At 66.2% G+C, this 18,503-nt stretch carries 16 protein-coding genes; 4 read left to right on the top strand and 12 right to left on the bottom strand.

The window, feature by feature from the left end; translation table 11 throughout:
* Positions 1–18: 18 nt before the first annotated feature.
* From R9J51_RS12945 to R9J51_RS12935, 3 genes are read right to left on the bottom strand one after another with little or no spacing between them, the layout of a single operon-like run.
* Entirely contained in the window at positions 19–750 is a 732-nt protein-coding gene (locus R9J51_RS12945) for an N-formylglutamate amidohydrolase (RefSeq protein ID WP_179504674.1), read from the bottom strand.
* The gene (locus tag R9J51_RS12940; protein WP_179504673.1) at positions 747–1,544 is read right to left on the bottom strand and encodes a 4-(cytidine 5'-diphospho)-2-C-methyl-D-erythritol kinase; all 798 of its coding nucleotides are present in this window, start codon (positions 1,542–1,544) and stop codon (positions 747–749) included. The genes R9J51_RS12945 and R9J51_RS12940 overlap by 4 nt, the downstream gene beginning before the upstream one ends.
* Positions 1,545–1,562: 18 nt before the next feature.
* Positions 1,563–3,209 carry an electron transfer flavoprotein-ubiquinone oxidoreductase gene (locus R9J51_RS12935; RefSeq protein WP_179504672.1) on the bottom strand — a complete coding sequence of 549 codons (1,647 nt, stop codon included), beginning with the start codon at positions 3,207–3,209 and terminating at the stop codon, positions 1,563–1,565.
* A gap of 178 nt (positions 3,210–3,387) precedes the next feature.
* On the opposite strand from R9J51_RS12935, the gene R9J51_RS12930 reads away from it, so the two are divergent.
* From R9J51_RS12930 to R9J51_RS12915, 4 genes are all read left to right on the top strand, one after another.
* Positions 3,388–4,149: a uracil-DNA glycosylase family protein gene (locus R9J51_RS12930; RefSeq protein ID WP_179504671.1), complete on the top strand. Its 762-nt coding sequence runs from the start codon at positions 3,388–3,390 to the stop codon at positions 4,147–4,149.
* Positions 4,149–5,924: a lytic transglycosylase domain-containing protein gene (locus R9J51_RS12925; RefSeq protein ID WP_179504670.1), complete on the top strand. Its 1,776-nt coding sequence runs from the start codon at positions 4,149–4,151 to the stop codon at positions 5,922–5,924. Before R9J51_RS12930 ends, R9J51_RS12925 begins: the two co-directional genes overlap by 1 nt.
* Positions 5,914–6,441, top strand: a complete 528-nt coding sequence (gene moaB, locus R9J51_RS12920; RefSeq protein ID WP_168554831.1) for a molybdenum cofactor biosynthesis protein B — start codon at positions 5,914–5,916, stop codon at positions 6,439–6,441. The genes R9J51_RS12925 and moaB overlap by 11 nt, the downstream gene beginning before the upstream one ends.
* Before the next feature lie 66 nt (positions 6,442–6,507).
* Positions 6,508–7,578, top strand: a complete 1,071-nt coding sequence (locus tag R9J51_RS12915; protein WP_179504669.1) for a PA0069 family radical SAM protein — start codon at positions 6,508–6,510, stop codon at positions 7,576–7,578.
* Positions 7,579–7,718: 140 nt separating this feature from the next.
* Here the strand turns inward: R9J51_RS12915 and R9J51_RS12910 are convergent, their stop codons facing one another.
* From R9J51_RS12910 to R9J51_RS12870, 9 genes are all read right to left on the bottom strand, one after another.
* Complete coding sequence (locus R9J51_RS12910) at positions 7,719–8,006, bottom strand: hypothetical protein (RefSeq protein WP_179504668.1); 288 nt, start codon at positions 8,004–8,006, stop codon at positions 7,719–7,721.
* A complete protein-coding gene (locus tag R9J51_RS12905) occupies positions 8,003–8,338 on the bottom strand; it encodes a YbjQ family protein (protein ID WP_168554828.1) in 336 nt (111 codons plus the stop codon). The genes R9J51_RS12910 and R9J51_RS12905 overlap by 4 nt, the downstream gene beginning before the upstream one ends.
* 32 nt (positions 8,339–8,370) lie before the next feature.
* Positions 8,371–9,972 carry a long-chain fatty acid--CoA ligase gene (locus R9J51_RS12900; protein WP_179504667.1) on the bottom strand — a complete coding sequence of 534 codons (1,602 nt, stop codon included), beginning with the start codon at positions 9,970–9,972 and terminating at the stop codon, positions 8,371–8,373.
* A 45-nt stretch (positions 9,973–10,017) separates the two neighbouring features.
* Positions 10,018–13,626, bottom strand: a complete 3,609-nt coding sequence (gene dnaE / locus R9J51_RS12895; protein WP_179504666.1) for a DNA polymerase III subunit alpha — start codon at positions 13,624–13,626, stop codon at positions 10,018–10,020.
* Positions 13,627–13,686: 60 nt separating this feature from the next.
* Entirely contained in the window at positions 13,687–15,525 is a 1,839-nt protein-coding gene (locus tag R9J51_RS12890; RefSeq protein ID WP_179504665.1) for a DUF885 domain-containing protein, read from the bottom strand.
* A 74-nt stretch (positions 15,526–15,599) separates the two neighbouring features.
* On the bottom strand, positions 15,600–16,100 hold the full coding sequence (locus R9J51_RS12885; RefSeq protein ID WP_179504664.1) for a glutathione peroxidase: 501 nt from the start codon (positions 16,098–16,100) through the stop codon (positions 15,600–15,602).
* Positions 16,101–16,180: 80 nt separating this feature from the next.
* Positions 16,181–16,447, bottom strand: a complete 267-nt coding sequence (locus R9J51_RS12880; protein ID WP_168554823.1) for a hypothetical protein — start codon at positions 16,445–16,447, stop codon at positions 16,181–16,183.
* A gap of 103 nt (positions 16,448–16,550) precedes the next feature.
* Entirely contained in the window at positions 16,551–17,225 is a 675-nt protein-coding gene (locus tag R9J51_RS12875; protein ID WP_168554822.1) for an ABC transporter ATP-binding protein, read from the bottom strand.
* A 7-nt stretch (positions 17,226–17,232) separates the two neighbouring features.
* The gene (locus tag R9J51_RS12870; RefSeq protein WP_179504663.1) at positions 17,233–18,474 is read right to left on the bottom strand and encodes a lipoprotein-releasing ABC transporter permease subunit; all 1,242 of its coding nucleotides are present in this window, start codon (positions 18,472–18,474) and stop codon (positions 17,233–17,235) included.
* Between the last annotated feature and the right edge of the window lie 29 nt (positions 18,475–18,503).

Genomic DNA, 18,503 nt, shown 5'->3' with positions numbered 1-18,503 from the left:
AGGTTACATTTGCGACTTTTAGGCCAGGCCTGCAACCACCACGGGCAAGAGTCTTGCCAGCCGCTCTGCCCACTCGGCCTGGCCGGCGGCGTCACCGATCAGATCCTGGCGCAGTTCCAGGCCCAGATAGGGTCGGCCATGGTCTTCGGCGTGACGGTTCATCGTGGCGTTGAGCAGGCGGCCGGAATAGGGCTGCTGATCGCCCACGCACAGGCCCGGCTCTTGCTCCAGCCACGGCAGCGCCAGCCGCGCCGCGCGATCGTCCTCGTTATACAAAACGCCCACGTGCCAGGGCCGCGCTTGTGCCGGATCGCTTGAAAGACGCGGCGTAAAGCTATGGAGTGAAAGGATCAGCGCCGGTTCGTTCGCGGCCAGGATCTGCGCCAGCGCGGCGTGGTAGGGATGGAAGAAGCGCGCCAGCCGTGCCTCGCGCCCGGCATGGTCCAGCATGTTGCCGGGAATGGCGTGGCCATCGCTCGCCACCGGCACCACCGCAGGCGCATCGGCATCGCGGTTGAAATCGCACACCAGGCGGCTCACCCCGCCCTGGAACGCGGCAATGCCAGGCCTCTGCGCCAGCACGGCACCGATCGCCGCCACGCCGACATCAATCGCCATATGCTGGGTCAGCAGCGCCGGATCGATGCCAAGGTCGATATCGCCCGGCACATGGGCGCTGGCGTGGTCCGACACGATCAGCACGCCGCCCTTGGTGGGCGTGCCCAGCAGGGCCCAGGCTTCATGGCTCATCGCAGCGCTCCTGCCAGCGTCCACCATGCCGCTGGCATGGCCGCCTGCGCTGCATCGCGCGCGGATGCCTGGTCATAAAGCGCAAAGCACGTCGCGCCCGAGCCGGACATGCGCACCACCCAAGCGCCGGTTGCGCGCAGCGCCGCCAGAACATCGCCGATCTGCGGCACCAGCGCCAGGGCCGGCGCTTCCAGGTCGTTGCGCCCTTCGCGCGCGATCGTGCGCAAGTCGCCCTGCGGCAGCGCCCCGCGATCGATCCCGTCCCAACCCTTGAACACCGGACCGGTGGCGAGCGGAATGCGCGGGTTGACCAGCAAGACCGGGCACCCGGCCAGATCGTTGTCCACCGCTTCCAGTTCCGTTCCCGTGCCCCGGCCGATGCAGGCGCGGCTGGCCACGCAGGCCGGCACGTCTGCCCCCAGGGATGCGGCCTTGTCGTGCCAATCGGCCGGCAGTCCCTGGGCATGCTCCACCAGGCGAAACACCGCGCCGGCATCGGCCGAACCGCCGCCCAGGCCGGCCGCCACGGGCAGCCGTTTTTCCAGCGTCACCGCCCAGCCGCCCGCGCGCGGCAGCGTGCCCAGCGCCTTGGCCACGATATTGCCGAACGGATCGGCCAGTTCCCCGCCGAATTCGCCCACCACGCGCAAGGCATCCTGCGCGGCGGGGCTCACCGCCAGTTCGTCGCCCGCGTCGACAAAGGCAAAGGCAGTTTCCAGGTCATGATAGCCATCCTCGCGCCGCGCCCGCACGTGCAGCGCCAGGTTGATCTTGGCAAAGGCCGTTTCATGCATGCTGTGAAAAACCGGCCCTTACATGTTGGGATAATTGGGGCCGCCGCCGCCTTCTGGCGTCACCCAATCGATGTTCTGCGTCTTGTCCTTGATGTCGCAGGTCTTGCAGTGGACGCAGTTCTGGGCGTTGATCTGCAGGCGCGGCGTACCTTCCTCCACGCCCACGAATTCATAGACGCCGGCCGGGCAATAGCGGGCCTCGGGACCGGCATAGAGCGGCAGGTTGACCCGCGTTGGCACCTCGGGGTCTTTCAGCACCAGGTGGCAGGGCTGGTCTTCCTCGTGGTTGGTATAGGAAAACGCCACGCTGGTCAGCCGGTCGAAAGTGATCAAGCCGTCGGGCTTGGGATAGGCGATCGGCTTGTAAAGGTCGGCGCGCTGCGTCGCTTCGGCATCGGTATGGTGCTTGAGACCCTTGATCGGATTGATCTTGAGCACGCGGCCCCACATGTCGGCCCCCGCCAGGATCGTGCCCCACGAACCGCCGAACTTGGCCACCAGAGGCTGGGCGTTCTGCACCAGCTTGAGCTCGGTGGCGATCCAGCTGTCGCGCACGGCGGCATCATATTCAACCATGTCGTCGTGCTCGCGGCCCGCCGCTGCCGCTGCCACGATCGCCTCGGCCGCCAGCATCCCGCTTTTCATCGCGGTGTGGCTGCCCTTGATGCGCGGCACGTTGACGAACCCGGCCGAACAGCCGATCAGCGCCCCGCCCGGGAACGACAGGCGCGGCACCGACTGCCAGCCGCCTTCGTTGATCGCGCGCGCGCCATAGGCCACGCGGCGCCCGCCTTCCAGGATCGCGCGGATGTCCGGGTGCTGCTTCCAGCGCTGGAATTCCTCGAACGGATAGACATAGGGGTTGGCGTAATCGAGCGCGGTGACAAAGCCCAAGGCCACCTGGTTGTTGGCCTGGTGATAGAGGAACCCGCCGCCCCACGAATTGCTTTCCGAAAGCGGCCAGCCCTGGGTGTGGATCACCCGGCCCGGCACGTGCTTGGCCGGATCGATGTCCCACAACTCCTTGATGCCCAGGCCATAGACCTGCGGCTGGCAATCGCGCTCCAGATCGAAATGCTGCTTGAGGCGCTTGGTCAGGTGCCCGCGCGCGCCTTCGGCAAAGAGCGTGTACTTGGCGTGCAGTTCCATGCCGGGCTGGTAATCGCCCTTGTGGCTGCCATCCTTGGCCACGCCCATGTCGCCCGTGGCCACGCCGATCACCGCGCCGCTTTCGTTGAACAGCACTTCGGCCGCCGGGAAGCCGGGGAAGATTTCCACGCCCAGTTCAGTGGCTTGCTCGGCCAGCCAGCGGCACAGGTTGCCCAAGCTGCCGGTGTAGTTCCCATCGTTCGACATGAACGGCGGCATCGGCCAGTGCGGCAGTGCGTATTTCTTCTTCTTGCTCAGCACCCAGTGCCAGTTGTCGGTCACCGGCACTTGCGCCATCGGGCAATCCATCGTGCGCCATTCGGGCAGCAGCTCGTCCAGCGCCTTGGGATCGACCACCGCGCCCGACAGGATGTGGGCGCCGATTTCCGAACCCTTTTCCAGGATGCACACCGTCAGGTCGGGGTTGAGTTGCTTCACCCGGATCGACGCGGCCAGGCCTGCCGGCCCGCCACCGACGATCACCACGTCATAAGGCATCGATTCCCGTTCGCTCATCGTCCCCGCTCCATCGCCCATTCCTGCATACCGGGCCTGCTTGGTGCCCGCTCGCATCCGGGCTGTTAATCACGCGATTATGCCGCGCAGCCTTGAAAGCTGGGGCGCCCAAGGTCAATAGGGTGCGCATGACCATCCATCCCATGACACAAAAAGGCATGATGCCGCAGGCTGGCACATGAGCCAGCCAGAGCGGCCACAGCCCCGCCACGATCTTGCCGCGCTGGTCGAAGCCGCGCTGGATTGGTGGGGCGATGCCGGGGTGGACGGCGCCCTGGCCGACACGCCGCAATCCTGGCTGGCCAGCGAACGCAAGGTGGCGGCCAAGGCGGCCGCTGCCGCGCCAGCCTTTGCGCCGCCGCCACCGCCGCCGGCCATGGGCGGCCGGCCAGGCGATTGGCCGCAGACGCTGGACGAATTCCACCGCTGGTGGCTGGAAACGCCCAGCCTGCCCTTCCCGTCCGCGCGGCGCCTGCCCCCTGCCGGCCCGGCCGACGCGCCGCTGATGATCCTGCTGCCCATGCCCGAGGCAGACGATGCCGACGGGCTGCTCAGCGGGCGTGGCGGCAAGCTGGTCGACGGCATGCTCGCCGCGCTCGGCCTGGCGCGCGAGGCGGTCTATTGCGCGGCGGCGCTGCCCACCCACGTCCCGATGCCCGATTGGGCGCAATTGCGCGAGCAGGGATTGGGCGCATTGCTGGCCCACCACGTCGCCCTGGCCGCGCCCAAACGGGTGCTGATCCTGGGCCGCAGCGGCATTTCAACGCTTCTTGGCCACGACTTGCCGAATAATGCTGCCGCTTTACGAGAGTTTAACCATGACAGGGGATGCGTACCGGCGGTTTTCGCATACGATCTTGCGGCGCTCGTGGCTCGCCCGGCGCACAAGGCGGCTTTGTGGAACCGCTTGCTCGACTGGACGGGAACAGATCTGACGTGATGATCCGGCGCTTTCACCGCGCATGCCTGCCGGCCCTGGCTCTTGCCTGCGCCGCCGGTCTGGCTGCGCCTGCACACGCCAACAGCGCGGCAGCGGAATATTTCCGCAGCCGGGCAGACCGCACGGCCGTGCCCACCCTGCTCAGCCAGGAAGACCGCACCTATTACACCCAACTTTTCGCCGCGATCGAGCGCCAGGACTGGACCAATGTCCAGACCATGCTCGCGCAGCGCAGCGACGGACCGCTGCACGCGGTCGCCCGCGCGCAGTATTATCTGGCCGCCACATCGCCCAAGGCCGATCTCGCCTCGCTGACCGACTTGATCGGCCGTGCGCCCGATCTGCCCTGGGCCGATCAGCTTGGCCGCCTGGCGATGAAGCGCGGCGCCACCGCGCTGCCGATCACTCCCAGCGCGCAGGCCTTTGCCGCGCTGCCCACCACGCCGCGCCGCACCCGCCCGCGCAGCACCGCCGATGGCACGATGCCCGATACCGTGGCCCAGGCGATCCAGGACCGCATCAAGGCGGATGACCCGATGAGCGCGCGCGTGCTGCTCGACGGGATCGACGCTGGCCTTTCGCCCGAAGCCCGCGCCGAATGGCGGCAGAAGGTGGGCTGGAGCTTTTATATCGAGAACGACGATGCCAATGCCCGGCTCGTCGCGCTGTCCGCCACGCAGGGCGGGTCTGGCCCGTGGGTGGCCGAGGCGCTGTGGACCGCGGGCCTTGCCGCCTGGCGGATGGACGATTGCATGGCCGCGGCCGATGCGTTCCAGCAGGCCGCCACGCAGGGCAGCAATCCCGAACTCGTCGCCGCCGGCTATTATTGGTCGAGCCGCGCGCTGGTGCGCTGCCGCCAGCCCGAAAAGGTGTCCAATATGCTGCGCGCCGCCGCGCGCAATGCCGATACGCTTTATGGCATGATGGCGGCAGAGGCGCTGGGCCTGCGCAATGCCACGCCCGCCGCCGCGCCCGACTTCTCCACCGCCGATTGGCAATCGCTGCGCGATGTCAACAACGTGCGCCTGGCCGTGCAACTGGCGGAAATCGGCGCCGATGGCCTGGCCGACGACGTGCTGCGCTACCAGGCGCGGATCGGCGCCCCCAGCCAGTATGCCCCGCTTTCGCGCCTGGCGCGTGACCTGGGCCTCCCTTCCACCCAGTTGTGGATGGCCTACAATGCCCCGCCCGGCGCGCGCGCAGACGAAGCCGCCCGCTTTCCGGCGCCCAAGTGGGTTCCGGCCAATGGCTGGAAAGTCGATCCCGCGCTGCTCTTTGCCCATTCGCTGCAGGAATCGAACTTCCGCACCGCCGTGACCAGCCCGGCCGGCGCCAAGGGGCTGATGCAGGTCTTGCCCGGCACCGCGCGCGACATGGCCCGCGCCGATCCGGCCATGCAGGGCCGCGACAGCCAGCTCGACCTGCCCGACGTGAACCTCGCGTTCGGCCAGACCTATCTCACCCGCCTGCGCGACAATGGCGCCACCGGCGGCCTGCTGCCCAAGGTGATCGCCGCCTACAACGCCGGCCCGATGCCGGTGGCGCGCTGGAACAGCCAGGTAAAGGACCAGGGCGATCCGCTGTTGTGGATGGAATCGATCCCCTATTGGGAAACCCGCGGCTATGTATCGGCAGTGATGCGCAACTACTGGATGTATGAACGCCAGGCCGGCGGCCCCTCGGAAAGCCGCATCGGCCTTGTCCAGGGCCTGTGGCCCAAGTTCCCCGGCCTTTCGGGTGCCGACAACGTGCGGGTTGCGCTCAATGGCAATTGACACCACGCGCACGTTCAAGCCGATCCAGATTGCCCTGCTCACCGTTTCGGACACGCGCGGCCCGGATGAAGACACCTCGGGCGACATTCTCGCGCAGCGCATCCGCGACGCCGGGCACAGCCTCGCCGCGCGGGCGCTGGAAAAGGACGATGCCGACCGCATCGCCACGCGGCTGAACAACTGGATCGACGATCCTGCGGTAGACGCCGTGGTGATCACCGGCGGCACCGGGCTGACCGGGCGCGACGTTACCCCCGAAGCGCTCGACCGCGTGAAAACGCGCGATATTCCCGGCTTTGGCGAACTGTTCCGCTGGCTCAGCTACAAAACGATCGGCACCAGCACGATCCAATCCCGCGCCTGCGCGGTGGTGGCGCGCGGCACGTACATCTTCGCCCTGCCCGGCTCGAACGGCGCAGTGAAGGACGGCTGGGACGGCATCCTCGCCGAACAGCTCGACAGCCGGAACCGTCCCTGCAATTTCGTGGAACTGATGCCCAGGCTGCTGGAGAAGTAGCGCGCTCCTCCCCGGCACGGGAGGATACACCTTTTCCTGCCGCTATGTTCCTGCTATGTTCTGCGCATGCAACCCATCAAAGGCAGGGGTGCGCAGTCTGGCGCGGTGCCCACGCGCTTTGGCCTGGCCGAGCGGGAGGCCGACGGCGACTGGCGCGACATGGCGCAAGCCATCGATGGCGAGGCTCCGCGCCTGCGCACCACGGTCACGCAGGAATTTCCCAAAAGCGTCCTCACTTTCAACGCCTCGCCCGATATTCCCTTCGACCGTTCGGTGAATGCCTATCGCGGGTGCGAGCACGGCTGCATCTATTGCTATGCCCGGCCAACGCATGCCTATCACGATCTCTCGCCCGGCCTCGATTTCGAGACGAAACTGTTTGCCAAGCCGCAGGCGGCCGAACTGTTGCGCAAAGCCTTCGCCAAGCGCGGATACAGCCCGCGCCCACTGGCGATGGGCACCAACACCGATCCCTACCAGCCGATCGAGCGCGAGTATCGCATCACGCGCCAGGTGCTGGAACTGTGCCTGGAGGTGGGCCATCCGGTGACGATCACGACCAAGTCGGCCCGCGTGCTCGACGATCTCGACCTGCTGCGCCAGCTCGCGGCGCGGCGCCTGGTGGCGGTGGGCCTTTCGATCACCAGCCTCGATCCGCGCCTGTCGGGCCTGTTGGAGCCGCGCGCCTCCAGCCCAGCCAAGCGGATGGCGGCGCTGGGCACGCTGGTGGCGGCGGGCATCCCTGCTCACGTCGGTGTCTCTCCCGTGATCCCCGCGATCACCGACCAGTTCCTGGAACAGATCCTGATGGAGGCTGGGACTCTGGGCGTCCGCTCGGCCAGCTGGATCATGCTGCGCCTGCCCCACGAAGTGGCGCCGCTGTTCCGGCAATGGCTGGACGTGCATTTCCCCGATCGCGCCGCCAAGGTGATGCACACGGTGCAATCGATGCGCGGCGGCAAGGATTATGACGCCAGCTTCCACACCCGCATGAAACCCAAGGGTGTCTGGGCCGATCTCATCCGCACCCGCTTCCGCCTCGCCCTGCGCAGGGCCGGGATCGTGCAGGAACGGCTGGATCTCGATTGCACGCAGTTCCGCCCGCCTTCGCGCGATGGGCAGATGGATTTGTTCTGATGGGCGTGCAGCGCCAGGCTTCACACCACCCCCCATCCCCCTCCTCTGAAGAGGAGGGGGCGCTAAAGTGTTGACAAAAAAGCCCCCTCCTCTTCAGAGGAGGGGGTTGGGGGGTGGTGGAAACCTGAGCAAACGCCAACTCAATCCGCCACCGGCTCATACTTGCGCGCGCCGGTCACGGGGTCGTACCACACTTCCACCACCGCGCCGGTCTCCACGTCCACTTCGCATTCGCCGGTGCGCTGCCACTGCACGGCGCCTTCGGGCTGGCGCGCGCGATAGCGGGCTTCGAACAGAGTGGCGAGCGCGATCACGGCGCCCAGGCCGATCAGGCCCCAGCCGTTGCCCGTTGCCAGATGCAACGCCAGGCCGGCAGCACCGAACAGGCCAGCGGTGATCAGCGCGGCAACGCGCGCCCCGCCCGTCATGCCACCGAAGGCCCAGGGCGTGCGAGCTTCACGGCAGTGCCATAGGCCACCACTTCGTTCATGGTCTGGCCGATGGAGCCGGAATCGAAGCGCATCATCACCACCGCGTCTGCCCCCATCAGCCGGGCGTTCATCACCAGGCGATCGATCGCGTGGCGCCGGGTGTCTTCCACCAGCGCCGAATATTCCTTGATTTCCCCGCCGATGATCGTGCGCAAGCCCGCCACGATATTGCCGGCAAGCCCGCGGCTGCGCACCACCACGCCGAAAACCTGGCCCAGGCTTTCCACCACATCATGGCCGGCGATGTTTTCGGTGGTCGTCACGATCATGGCACTCTCCCAGCGTTCTTATCGCCTGCAAATTACGCCTGATCCCACGAAAAGCCATGGAATTGTGCGCGCAGATCCTTCTTGGATATCTTGCCCGTGCCGGTATGCGGCAGGCTTTCGACAAACACCACGGCATCGGGCAACCACCACCGCGCCACGCGGGTGGCCAGATAGTCGCACAGTTCCTGCGGGCTTGTGGCCATGCCCGGACGCAGCACCACCACCAGCAGCGGCCGCTCGTCCCACTTGGGATGGGCAATGCCGATGGCGGCGGCTTCGGCCACGGCGGGGTGGCCCACGGCGGCGTTTTCCAGCTCCACCGAACTGATCCATTCGCCGCCCGACTTGATCACGTCCTTGGTGCGGTCGGTGATCTGCAACGTGCCATCGGGATGCAGGATCGCAACGTCGCCAGTGTCGAACCAGCCATCCGCGTCCACTGCATCGGCCTCCGCCTTGAAATAGCGCTGGATCACCCATGGCCCGCGCACCTGCAGGGCGCCGGCCGTCTGTCCATCGCGCGGCAGCACGTGCGCGGGGTCACCCAGATCCACGCAGCGCATCTCCACGCCGAACGGCGGGCGGCCTTGCTTGGCCTTGAGCGAAACCTGCGCGGCAAAGTCCATGCCGTCCCAGTTCCACGGCTCGCCACCCGCCGTGCCGATGGGCGAGGTTTCGGTCATCCCCCAGGCATGGCTGACGCGCAGGCCCGCGGCCATGAACCGTTCGATCAGCGCGCGCGGCAGGGCCGATCCGCCGCACAGCACGTCTTTCAGCGCCGCGGGAAACGCGCCGCCCGCCGTGGCATCGGCATGCTGCGCGAGGCCCAACCACACCGTCGGCACACCGGCCATCGCCGTCACCTCATGGCGCGCCATCAGGTTGCACAACACGGCCGGCTCGGCCACGGCAGACAAGACCAGCTTGGCGCCCACGCTGGCCGAAGCCCAGGGCAGGCCCCAGCAGGCTGCGTGGAACATCGGCACCACCGGCAGGGCCACGCTGCGGCTCTCCATCCCAAACACTTCGGGCTGCAACACGCCCAGTGCGTGCAGCACGGTGGAGCGGTGCGAATAGAGCACACCCTTGGGATTGCCCGTGGTGCCGCTGGTATAGCTCAGCATACAGGCTTCGCGCTCGTCCCCTTCCGTCCAGTCGGTGGTGTCGCTGCCGATCCAATCGGCAAATGCCGGCGCGGGGCCGCTGCTGTCAAAGCAGACATAGTGTTCGACCGTTGGCCAGCGCGGCTTCATTCGCGCCACCAGCGGGGCGAACACCGCATCGAACAACAACACGCGGTCTTCGGCGTGGTTGACGATGAAATCCAGCTGGTCTTCGAACAGGCGCGGGTTCACGGTGTGCAGGATCGCCCCGGCGCCGGGAATGCCATACCAGGCAGCCAGGTGATGCGCATTGTTCATCGCCAGTGTCGCCACGCGGTCGCCCGGCGTGATTCCCACGCGGTGCAAGGTGGCGGCCAGCCGCGCGGCATCGTGGCGCACGCCGGCCCAGGTCGTTTCCGTCTCGCGGCCATCGGCCCAGCGGCTGACGATCGCGCGATGGCCATGCTCGCGCGCGGCATGGTCGATCAGCCGGCCCACGCGCAGCGGCCAGTCCTGCATTCCGCCCAGCATCCTCGTGCCTTCCTTTCCGCCGGGTCGTGGCGCCCGGCCTTATGCTTATGACACCAGCCGCAGGTCGGCCTTGGCGGTCAGCGCCAGGTTGGCCAGCCCCTCGATCGGCATCAGCCGCTCGATCAGGTCGCTGTCGAGCTTGAAATTGCGGCCCAGGCGCACGCGCGGCTGGGCCCCGGTGGCCGTGCGCAGGCGGGCGATCACTTCGCCCTTGGCATCGGGTTCGCGCGGCAGCAGCAGCGCCAGTTCGCGCATGGCATCCTCGCGCAGCACGTCGAGCGTCAGGTGCATGCGCGCTGCGCTGGTCACGCTCGCCAGGGGCCTTGCCCCGCGCACGGTCACGCGCGGCGGTTCATCCGGGTTGGGCCGGTCGAGTTCGACATTGAGCAGCACGCAGGTGCCCTCGCGCGCCCAGGTGACGAAATCATCGACCAGGGTTTCTTCAAAGCACGAGGCGGTGAACAGCCCGCTGCTGTCGGAAAAGTCGGCCATGACAAAGTCCTTGCCGCGCTTGGTCTTGCGCTTCTGGACGTTTTCCACCAGCGCCGCCATCACTGCGGCCGATCGCGCAGCCCCGCCACTCCCACCATTGGCACCATCACCCGATCCCGCCATCAGGCTGCCATACGTGCGGGCGCCATTGGCGCTGGCCACGGCGCGATATTCCTCCACCGGATGGGCGGCGAAATAGAAGCCGAAGTTCTCACGCTCCGCCGCCATCTGGTCGGCCCGGCTCCATGGCTTGGTTTCGGCAAGGCGCGTGGCGGGCTGGTCGTGCCCGTCACCCCCGAACAGGCCGCCCTGGCCCGAGGTGCGGCTGCGCACCGCTTCATCGGCCACGGCCATCAGCAATTCGGCGTTGGCAATGATGCGCGCGCGGTTCGGTTCCAGCCCGTCGAGCGCACCGGCCGCGGCCAGGGCTTCCAGCTGGCGCCGGTTCATGGAACCTGCGGGAATGCGCTTGAACAGATCGTCCAGCGTGGCGAACGGGCCATTGGCCTCCCGCTCGGCCACGATGGCGTCCATCGCCTTTTCACCCACGTTGCGCAGGCCCGCCAGGGCATAGCGCACGGCATGGCCATCGGCGGTGCGCTCAACGGTGAATTCGGCTTCGGAATGGTTGATGTCCGGCCCGGCCAGGGCCACGCCGTTGCGCCGCATGTCATCCACGAAGATGTTGAGCTTTTCCGATTGGTGCATGTCGAAGCACATCGAAGCGGCGTAGAATTCATGCGGATAGTGCGCCTTGAACCAGGCGGTGTGATAGGCCAGCAGAGCATAGGCGGCCGCGTGGCTCTTGTTGAAGCCATAGCCGGCGAACTTGTCGATCAAGTCGAACAGTTCGTTGGCCTTGCCCGCCTCGATCTGCGACACTTCCTTGCAACCCGCCACGAAGCGGGTGCGCTGCTGGTCCATTTCCGCCTGGATCTTCTTGCCCATGGCACGGCGCAGCAAGTCTGCGTCCCCCAGCGAGTACCCCGCCAGGATCTGCGCCGCCTGCATCACCTGTTCCTGGTAGACGAAGATGCCGTAGGTCTCGGCCAGAATGCCCGAAAGCTTTTCATGCGGGTATTCAATCGCTTCCAGCCCGTTCTTGCGACGCCCGAACAAGGGGATGTTGTCCATCGGACCCGGGCGATAGAGCGAGACGAGCGCGATGATGTCGCCAAAATTGGTGGGCTTCACCGCCGCCAGGGTGCGCCGCATGCCTTCGGATTCCAGCTGGAACACCCCGACCGTATCCCCCACCTGGAGCAGCCGATAGACATCCTTGTCGTCGAGCGGCAGCAGCGAAAGATCGATGGAGATCTGCCGCTTGGCGAGCAGGTCCACCGCCTTGCGCAGCACCGACAGGGTCTTGAGGCCAAGGAAGTCGAACTTGACGAGGCCGGCATCCTCGACATGCTTCATGTCGAACTGCGTCACCGGCATATCGGACCGGGGATCGCGATAGAGCGGCACGAGTTGGGCGAGCGGCCGGTCTCCGATCACCACGCCGGCGGCATGGGTGGAACTGTTGCGCGGCAGGCCTTCGAGCTGGCGCGCCAGGTCGATCAGGCGCTTGACCTCGGGATCGCGGTCATACTCGCGCTTCAATTCCGCCACGCCGTTGAGCGCGCGTTCCAGCGTCCATGGATCGGTGGGATGGTTGGGCACCATCTTGCACAGCCGGTCGGTCTGGCCATAGCTCATCTGCAGGATGCGCCCTGTGTCGCGCAGCACGGCGCGGGCTTTCAGCTTACCGAAGGTGATGATCTGCGCCACGTGATCGGCGCCATATTTGGCCTGGACATAGCGGATCACTTCGCCGCGCCGCGTTTCGCAGAAGTCGATGTCGAAGTCTGGCATCGAAACGCGTTCCGGGTTGAGGAAGCGTTCGAACAGCAAGCCCAGCTTGATCGGATCGAGATCGGTGATGGTCAGCGCCCAGGCGACCAGCGAGCCGGCGCCCGAACCACGCCCCGGCCCCACCGGAATATCGTGATCCTTGGCCCACTTGATGAAGTCGGCCACGATCAGGAAGTAACCGCCAAAGCCCATGCGGTTGATGATCGCGATCTCGAATTCCAGGCGCTGGCGATATTCCAGCACTTCGTCCCAGGCGCCCGCCGCCACCAGTTCGGGATGGTCGGCGGCCTGCGGGGTTTCCTCCGGCTCAAGACACAAGACTTGCGCCAGTTCGCCGTGACAGCTTTCGGGGTAATAGGGCCGCATGCGTGCGACCAGGCCCAGGCGGCTGTCGCGCGCGCAGGCCAGCGCCTCGCCCTTCTGGTCACCGGCCAGGCTGGGCAGGATCGGCTTGCGCTTGGGGGGAATGCACGCGGTGCGCTGCGCCACCACCAGGGTGTTGGCCAGTGCCTCGGGCAGGTCGGCGAACAGCTCCTGCATCGCCTCGACCGGCTTGATCCACCAGTGCTTGGATGATCGCGGCCGATCGGGGCTATCCACGTGGGTGGAACTGGCGATGCACAGCATGGCGTCGTGCGCGTCATAGAAACCGGCGTCGGCAAAGCACGCCGGATTCGTGGCCACGAGCGGCAGATCGTGGGCATAGGCCATCGCGATCAGCGCCTCTTCGGCCGCTTCCTCCGCCGCCTCGTTGCGCCGCACCAGTTCGAGATAGAGCGAGCCCGGGAAGAGCGTCTTGAGCTTTTCGAGATAGCTGTCCGCCGCAGTTTGCTGTCCGCCTGCCAGAAGCCGTACCAGCGCGCCTTCCCCTGCCGCCGTCAGGCAGATCAGGCTGTCGGTATGGCCTTCCAGATCAGACAGCAGCACATGCGGCGCATGTTCCAGCGGACGATCGAGGTGGGCCCGGCTGACGAGGTGGCACAAGTTGTCATAGCCTTGCGCGTCCTGGGCATAGAGCGCCAGCCAATCGATGGTGGGCGCCTGCGGGCCAAAGCCGGGCGCCGAAGCGCCGCCGCGCTCGGGCCGGGCGACGGCCAGCATCGTGCCGATGACCGGCTGCACCCCGCCGTCCTTGCACGCCTTGGCAAAGGCGGCGCTGCCGTAAAGGCCATTGCGATCGGTGATGGCAATTGCCGGAAAGCCGCGCTTTTCCGCCGTCTTGGCAATGGCCTTGGGGTCGATCGCCCCATCCAGCATGGTGTACGACGAAAAGACGCGCAGCGGGACAAAGGGTGCAAAGGCCATGACTGGAAGATAGCACGCCCTTCGCACCTTTTTGAGAGGGGGCACGCCCTCATCAACAGATTAGACGCCTTGCGCCGCCACCCATGTGTTCACCCGTTCGGCCAGGACGGAGAGCGGCACCGAGCCGGCGCTCACCACCAGGTCGTTGAACCGGCGCAAGTCGAACCTGGCACCGAGCGCGCCTTGCGCCTTTTCGCGCAGGGCCACGATCTGCAGCATGCCCACCTTGTAGCCCGTCGCCTGGCCGGGCAGCGTGATATAGCGCCGCACTTCCGACCGGGCCTGCTGCGCCGGCAAGTGCGCGGTATCAATCAGGTATTGCACAGCCTGGTCTTCCGACCAGCCCTTGGCGTGGATGCCGGTATCCACCACCAGGCGCGCGGCGCGGAACAGTTCGGCGTCCAGCCGCTCCAGATCGGCCGCGGCATCGGGAAACGCGCCCATCTCGCTGCACAGCCGCTCGGCATAAAGCGCCCAGCCTTCGTTGAAAGCGACATAGGTATAGGCCTTGCGGAACTGCGGCGTGCCGGTCTGGCGCACCTGGATATCGCCCTGCATCAGGTGGCCGGGAATGCCTTCGTGGCACATCAGCGTGTACAGCGTGGCGTCGGGGTCTTTCTCGCCCAGCATGTGCAGCCACACCCGGCCCGGTCGCTTGCCATCGGCGCTGGCATAGGCGGCATGGGCCGCGCCGCCGGCCACTTCGCTGAACGCGGGCTCACGCACCACTTCGGTGCCATAGGCGGGCAGCGCGGTGAACACCTTGGGCAGCAGCGCGCGGTTGGCATTGACGATGGCGTTGGACTTGGCCAGGCGCGCGGCGCGCAATTCGTCGGTCCACGGGCGCGGCGGGTCTTTCGCCACCAGATCGGCCCGGAGCGCGGCCGCATCGGCAAAGCCGGCCTTGCGGGCCAGGGCATCTTCGGCCGCGTTGATACGGGTCACTTCGGCAAGCCCGGTCTGGTGGATCTGCTCGGGCGTCAGCGCGGTCGTGGTGTTGAGGCGTAGCGCGGCGGCGTACCAATCCGCCCCGCCTGGCAGCGTGCCGGCGCCCACCACGCCGGATTTGGCGTTCGGCAAGCTGGCCTGCGCCCAGGCAATCACGCGCTGATAGGCGGGCTTGAGCGCCAGGATCGCCTCACGCGCCTGCGCGGTGAGCGCGGTGGCCTGGTCGGCCGAAATCGCCTTGGCCGTTATCAGCTTGGCAATCTTGGCCTGGGCATCGGCCCAGAGCGGCGACGGCGCGCCATCATCGAACGGCGCCCCGGTGATCAGCCCCTGGCTACCCGAAATCACCCGCTCCAGCTGAAAACGCGGCGGCAGCACGCCGATCGCGGCCGATTGCGTGCTTTGGGCAATGGCGGTGTCCAGCATCGCGGGCGTGGCTTTTACCCGCGCGATATAGGCGGCCATGTCGGCCCCATCCTGCACCAGGTGGGTGTTGATCAGGAAGTTCGGCACTTCGGCATGGGCCGAATAAAGAAACGAATAGAACGGCGGCTGATAGCGGCGAAAGCGGTATTGCAGTTCGGCCCGCTCCAGTTCCAGCGCCCAGATATCGTAGTTGATACGCCCTTCGGCCGACAGCCGATCGCGCACGAATGCGGCTTTCATCCGCGCCACGCTGCCCCGGCGCCATTCCAGGCGGCGCAAGATGCCGGCGTCGCTGTTGTCGTCCAGCCGGTCCATGCCTTCCTTGCGGCCCAGGCGCGTGGCAAGCTGGGGGCGCAATGCCAGTTCTGCGTCAAACTCCTTGTCGAGGAAGGCTGCCAGCCGCGTGTCTTGCACAGCTGCGTCAGCGGGTGCCGCCGCCGACGCCGCTTTGGCCATGGTCGGCGCCGCTGGCAGGCACAGAGCCATAGCGGTCGCGGCCAGCATGGCGTGGAATGGCTTGGTCATGATTGCCCCCTGATCTTTGCTTGCCGGGGGTTTTGGCAAAAAGTCCAGTTGCTTACAACCGAAACCAACAGAACCTAAAGCAGCGCGACGATATCCGCCTCAAGCGATTCCGGCCGGTCCGATGGGGCATAGCGCCGCACGACACGGCCCTCGCGGTCGATCAGGAACTTGGTGAAGTTCCACTTGATCGCCTTGGTGCCCAGAACGCCGGGTGCCTCGGCCTTGAGCCAGTCGAAAAGGGGTTCGGCATGGTCGCCGTTCACGTCCACCTTGGCCATCAGAGGGAAACTCAGGCCGAAGTTGACCTTGCAGAAGCTTTCGATTTCTTCCGCGCTGCCCGGTTCCTGGGCGCCGAACTGGTTGCAGGGAAAGGCAAGAATTTCCAAACCGGCATCACGGTGCTTGCGCCAAAGCGCTTCCAGACCTTCGTACTGCGGGGTGAAACCGCATTTGGACGCGGTGTTCACCACCAGCACGACTTTGCCCAACCGGTCGGCCAAACTGGTACGCTCGCCATTGGGCAGACGCACATCGAAATCGGCAATTGTCTGCGGGCTTGTATCCGTCGCTGTCATGGCATTGCTCCGGGCCGGTCCACGGCCATCCGTATTGTCACGTAATGGCACCCGAAATCAATGCTAGCAGGCTGCTGCCGTCAGAGCGGGAAATCAGCCCGCTTGAACAATTGCAGCGCTTCGGCCGGGCCATAATGGCGATCGCCGGACTTTTCGATGATCAGTTCGGCGCGGTCCGCTTCGGGCATGCGGCCCATCAGGCGGACCATTTCGGCAAAGGTTCCCGAATGCAGCACGCCAAACGCATGCAGGACGCTGCCGGCGGCTTCACGGGTGACGATCGTGGCATGATCGTTCCAGAAGTCGTGTGCGCCATCGCGGGATTCGGCACGGATCGTGGTATTCATCTGAAAAAACCCTCCTTGGGTCCCCGACAAACGCATATGGCCCTTGTCGGTTTCCGCAGGAAAGCAAGACGCATCTGAACCGGAGCTTATTCCAGCACGCCCCCTATTCCAGCACACCTTCGTGCAACCGCATCACCCGGTCCATGCGAAAGGCGAGGCGTTCGTTGTGCGTGGCCACCAGCGCGGCGCTGCCTTCGCCGCGCACCAGCTTGAGGAACTCGTCCAGCACGCGATCGGCCGTGGCTTCATCCAGGTTGCCGGTCGGCTCGTCGGCGAGAACCAGCGCCGGGCGATTGGCCAGCGCGCGCGCCACGGCCACCCGCTGCTGCTCTCCGCCCGAAAGCTGGCTGGGCCGGTGATCCAGGCGATGGCCCAGCCCCAGCGCAGTGAGCAGTTCGGTTGCCCGCTCGCGCGCGGCGCGCTCGCCCTTGCCCGAGACCAGCTGCGGCAGGATCACGTTTTCGGTGGCGTTGAAATCGGGCAGCAGGTGGTGGAACTGATAGACGAAGCCCAGGTGATCGCGCCGCAGCACGGTGCGCGCGTCGCCATTGAGCGCGGCGGCATCGGTGCCGGCAATCTCGATCATGCCTTCGAACCCGCCTTCGAGCAGGCCCACGGCCTGGAGCATGGTAGACTTGCCCGAGCCGGACGGCCCGAGCAGGGCCACGATCTCGCCAGGCCGGATATCGAGGTTGACGCCGCGCAGCACGTCGATGCGCACGCCACCCTGCTCAAAACTGCGGCGCAAGTTGCGCAAACGGACGACCGGTTCGTTCATGGCGGGCTCACTCATAGCGCAAGACCTGCACAGGATCGGTGCTCGCCGCCTTGAGCGCGGGATAGAGCGTAGCCAGGAAGCTGAGCACCAGGGCCATCAGCGCGATCACGATGATTTCCACCGGATCGCTGCGGCTGGGCAGTTCGGTGAGGAAGCGGATCGAAGGGTCCCACAGGTTCTGCCCGGTAACGATTTCCACCAGATGCACGATCGGCTGGCGGAAATAGAGGAACACGAAGCCCAGCAGCAATCCCACCGCCGTGCCCAGCGCGCCGATGACAAAGCCGATGGCCATGAAGATTTTCAGCAGGCTGCGGCGCGAGGCCCCCATCGTGCGCAGGATCGCGATGTCGCGCGTCTTGGCGCGCACCAGCATGATCAGCGACGAAAGGATATTGAACACCGCCACCAGCACGATGATCGACAGCACCACGAACATCGCCACGCGTTCTACCGCCAGGGCTTCGAACAGGCTGGCGTTGAGCGTCTTCCAGTCGGTGATCTGCGCGCGGCCCTCCAACTGTTTTTTCAGCGGGCCCAGCGTGGTCATCACCGTATCGGGATTGGTCGTGGTGATTTCGATCATGCCGATCGAATCGCCGGTGAGCAAAAGCGTCTGCGCGTCGGGAATGGGCATGACGACGAAGGCGTTGTCATAATCATAGACGCCGATCTCGAAGATCGCGGCGACGCGATAGCCCACCTGGCGCGGCACGGTGCCGAACGGGGTGGAGCGCCCGGCCGGGTTGATGATCGTGATCGTATCGCCCAGTTGCGCGCCCAAGCTTTCTGCCAGCCGCGAACCGATCGCCACGTTGTTGCTGCCCGGCTGCAAGGCCGCCAGGCTGCCGGCCTTGAGCTTGTCGCCCAGGCGATCGATGTCCTTGGGCGTGTTGCCGCGCACCAGGATCGCTTCCACCCGGCCGTTGAAGCTGGCCAGCAGCGGCTGCTCGATCAGCGGCGATGCGCGGGTGACGCCAGGGGTCTTTTCCAGCTTGGCCAGGATTTCCTGCCAGTCATCCAGCCGGCCGCCATAGGCCTGCACCACGGCATGGCCGTTGAGGCCCACGATCTTGTCGAGCAGTTCGGCGCGAAAGCCGTTCATTACGCTCATGACAATGACCAGCGCAGCCACGCCCAGCATCACGGCGACCAGGCTGATCCCGGCGACCATGGCAATGAACGCTTCCCCGCGTCCCGGCAGCATGTAACGCTTGGCGATGGTCCATTCGAATGGCGAGAGGATCAAAGGCGGCACACTTTCGCGCTGGAACGGGA

It is taken from the genome of Novosphingobium rhizosphaerae (assembly GCF_050920675.1).
In the GTDB taxonomy this organism is placed as follows: domain Bacteria; phylum Pseudomonadota; class Alphaproteobacteria; order Sphingomonadales; family Sphingomonadaceae; genus Novosphingobium; species Novosphingobium rhizosphaerae.
This window is presented reverse-complemented; position numbering and strand designations above follow the sequence as displayed.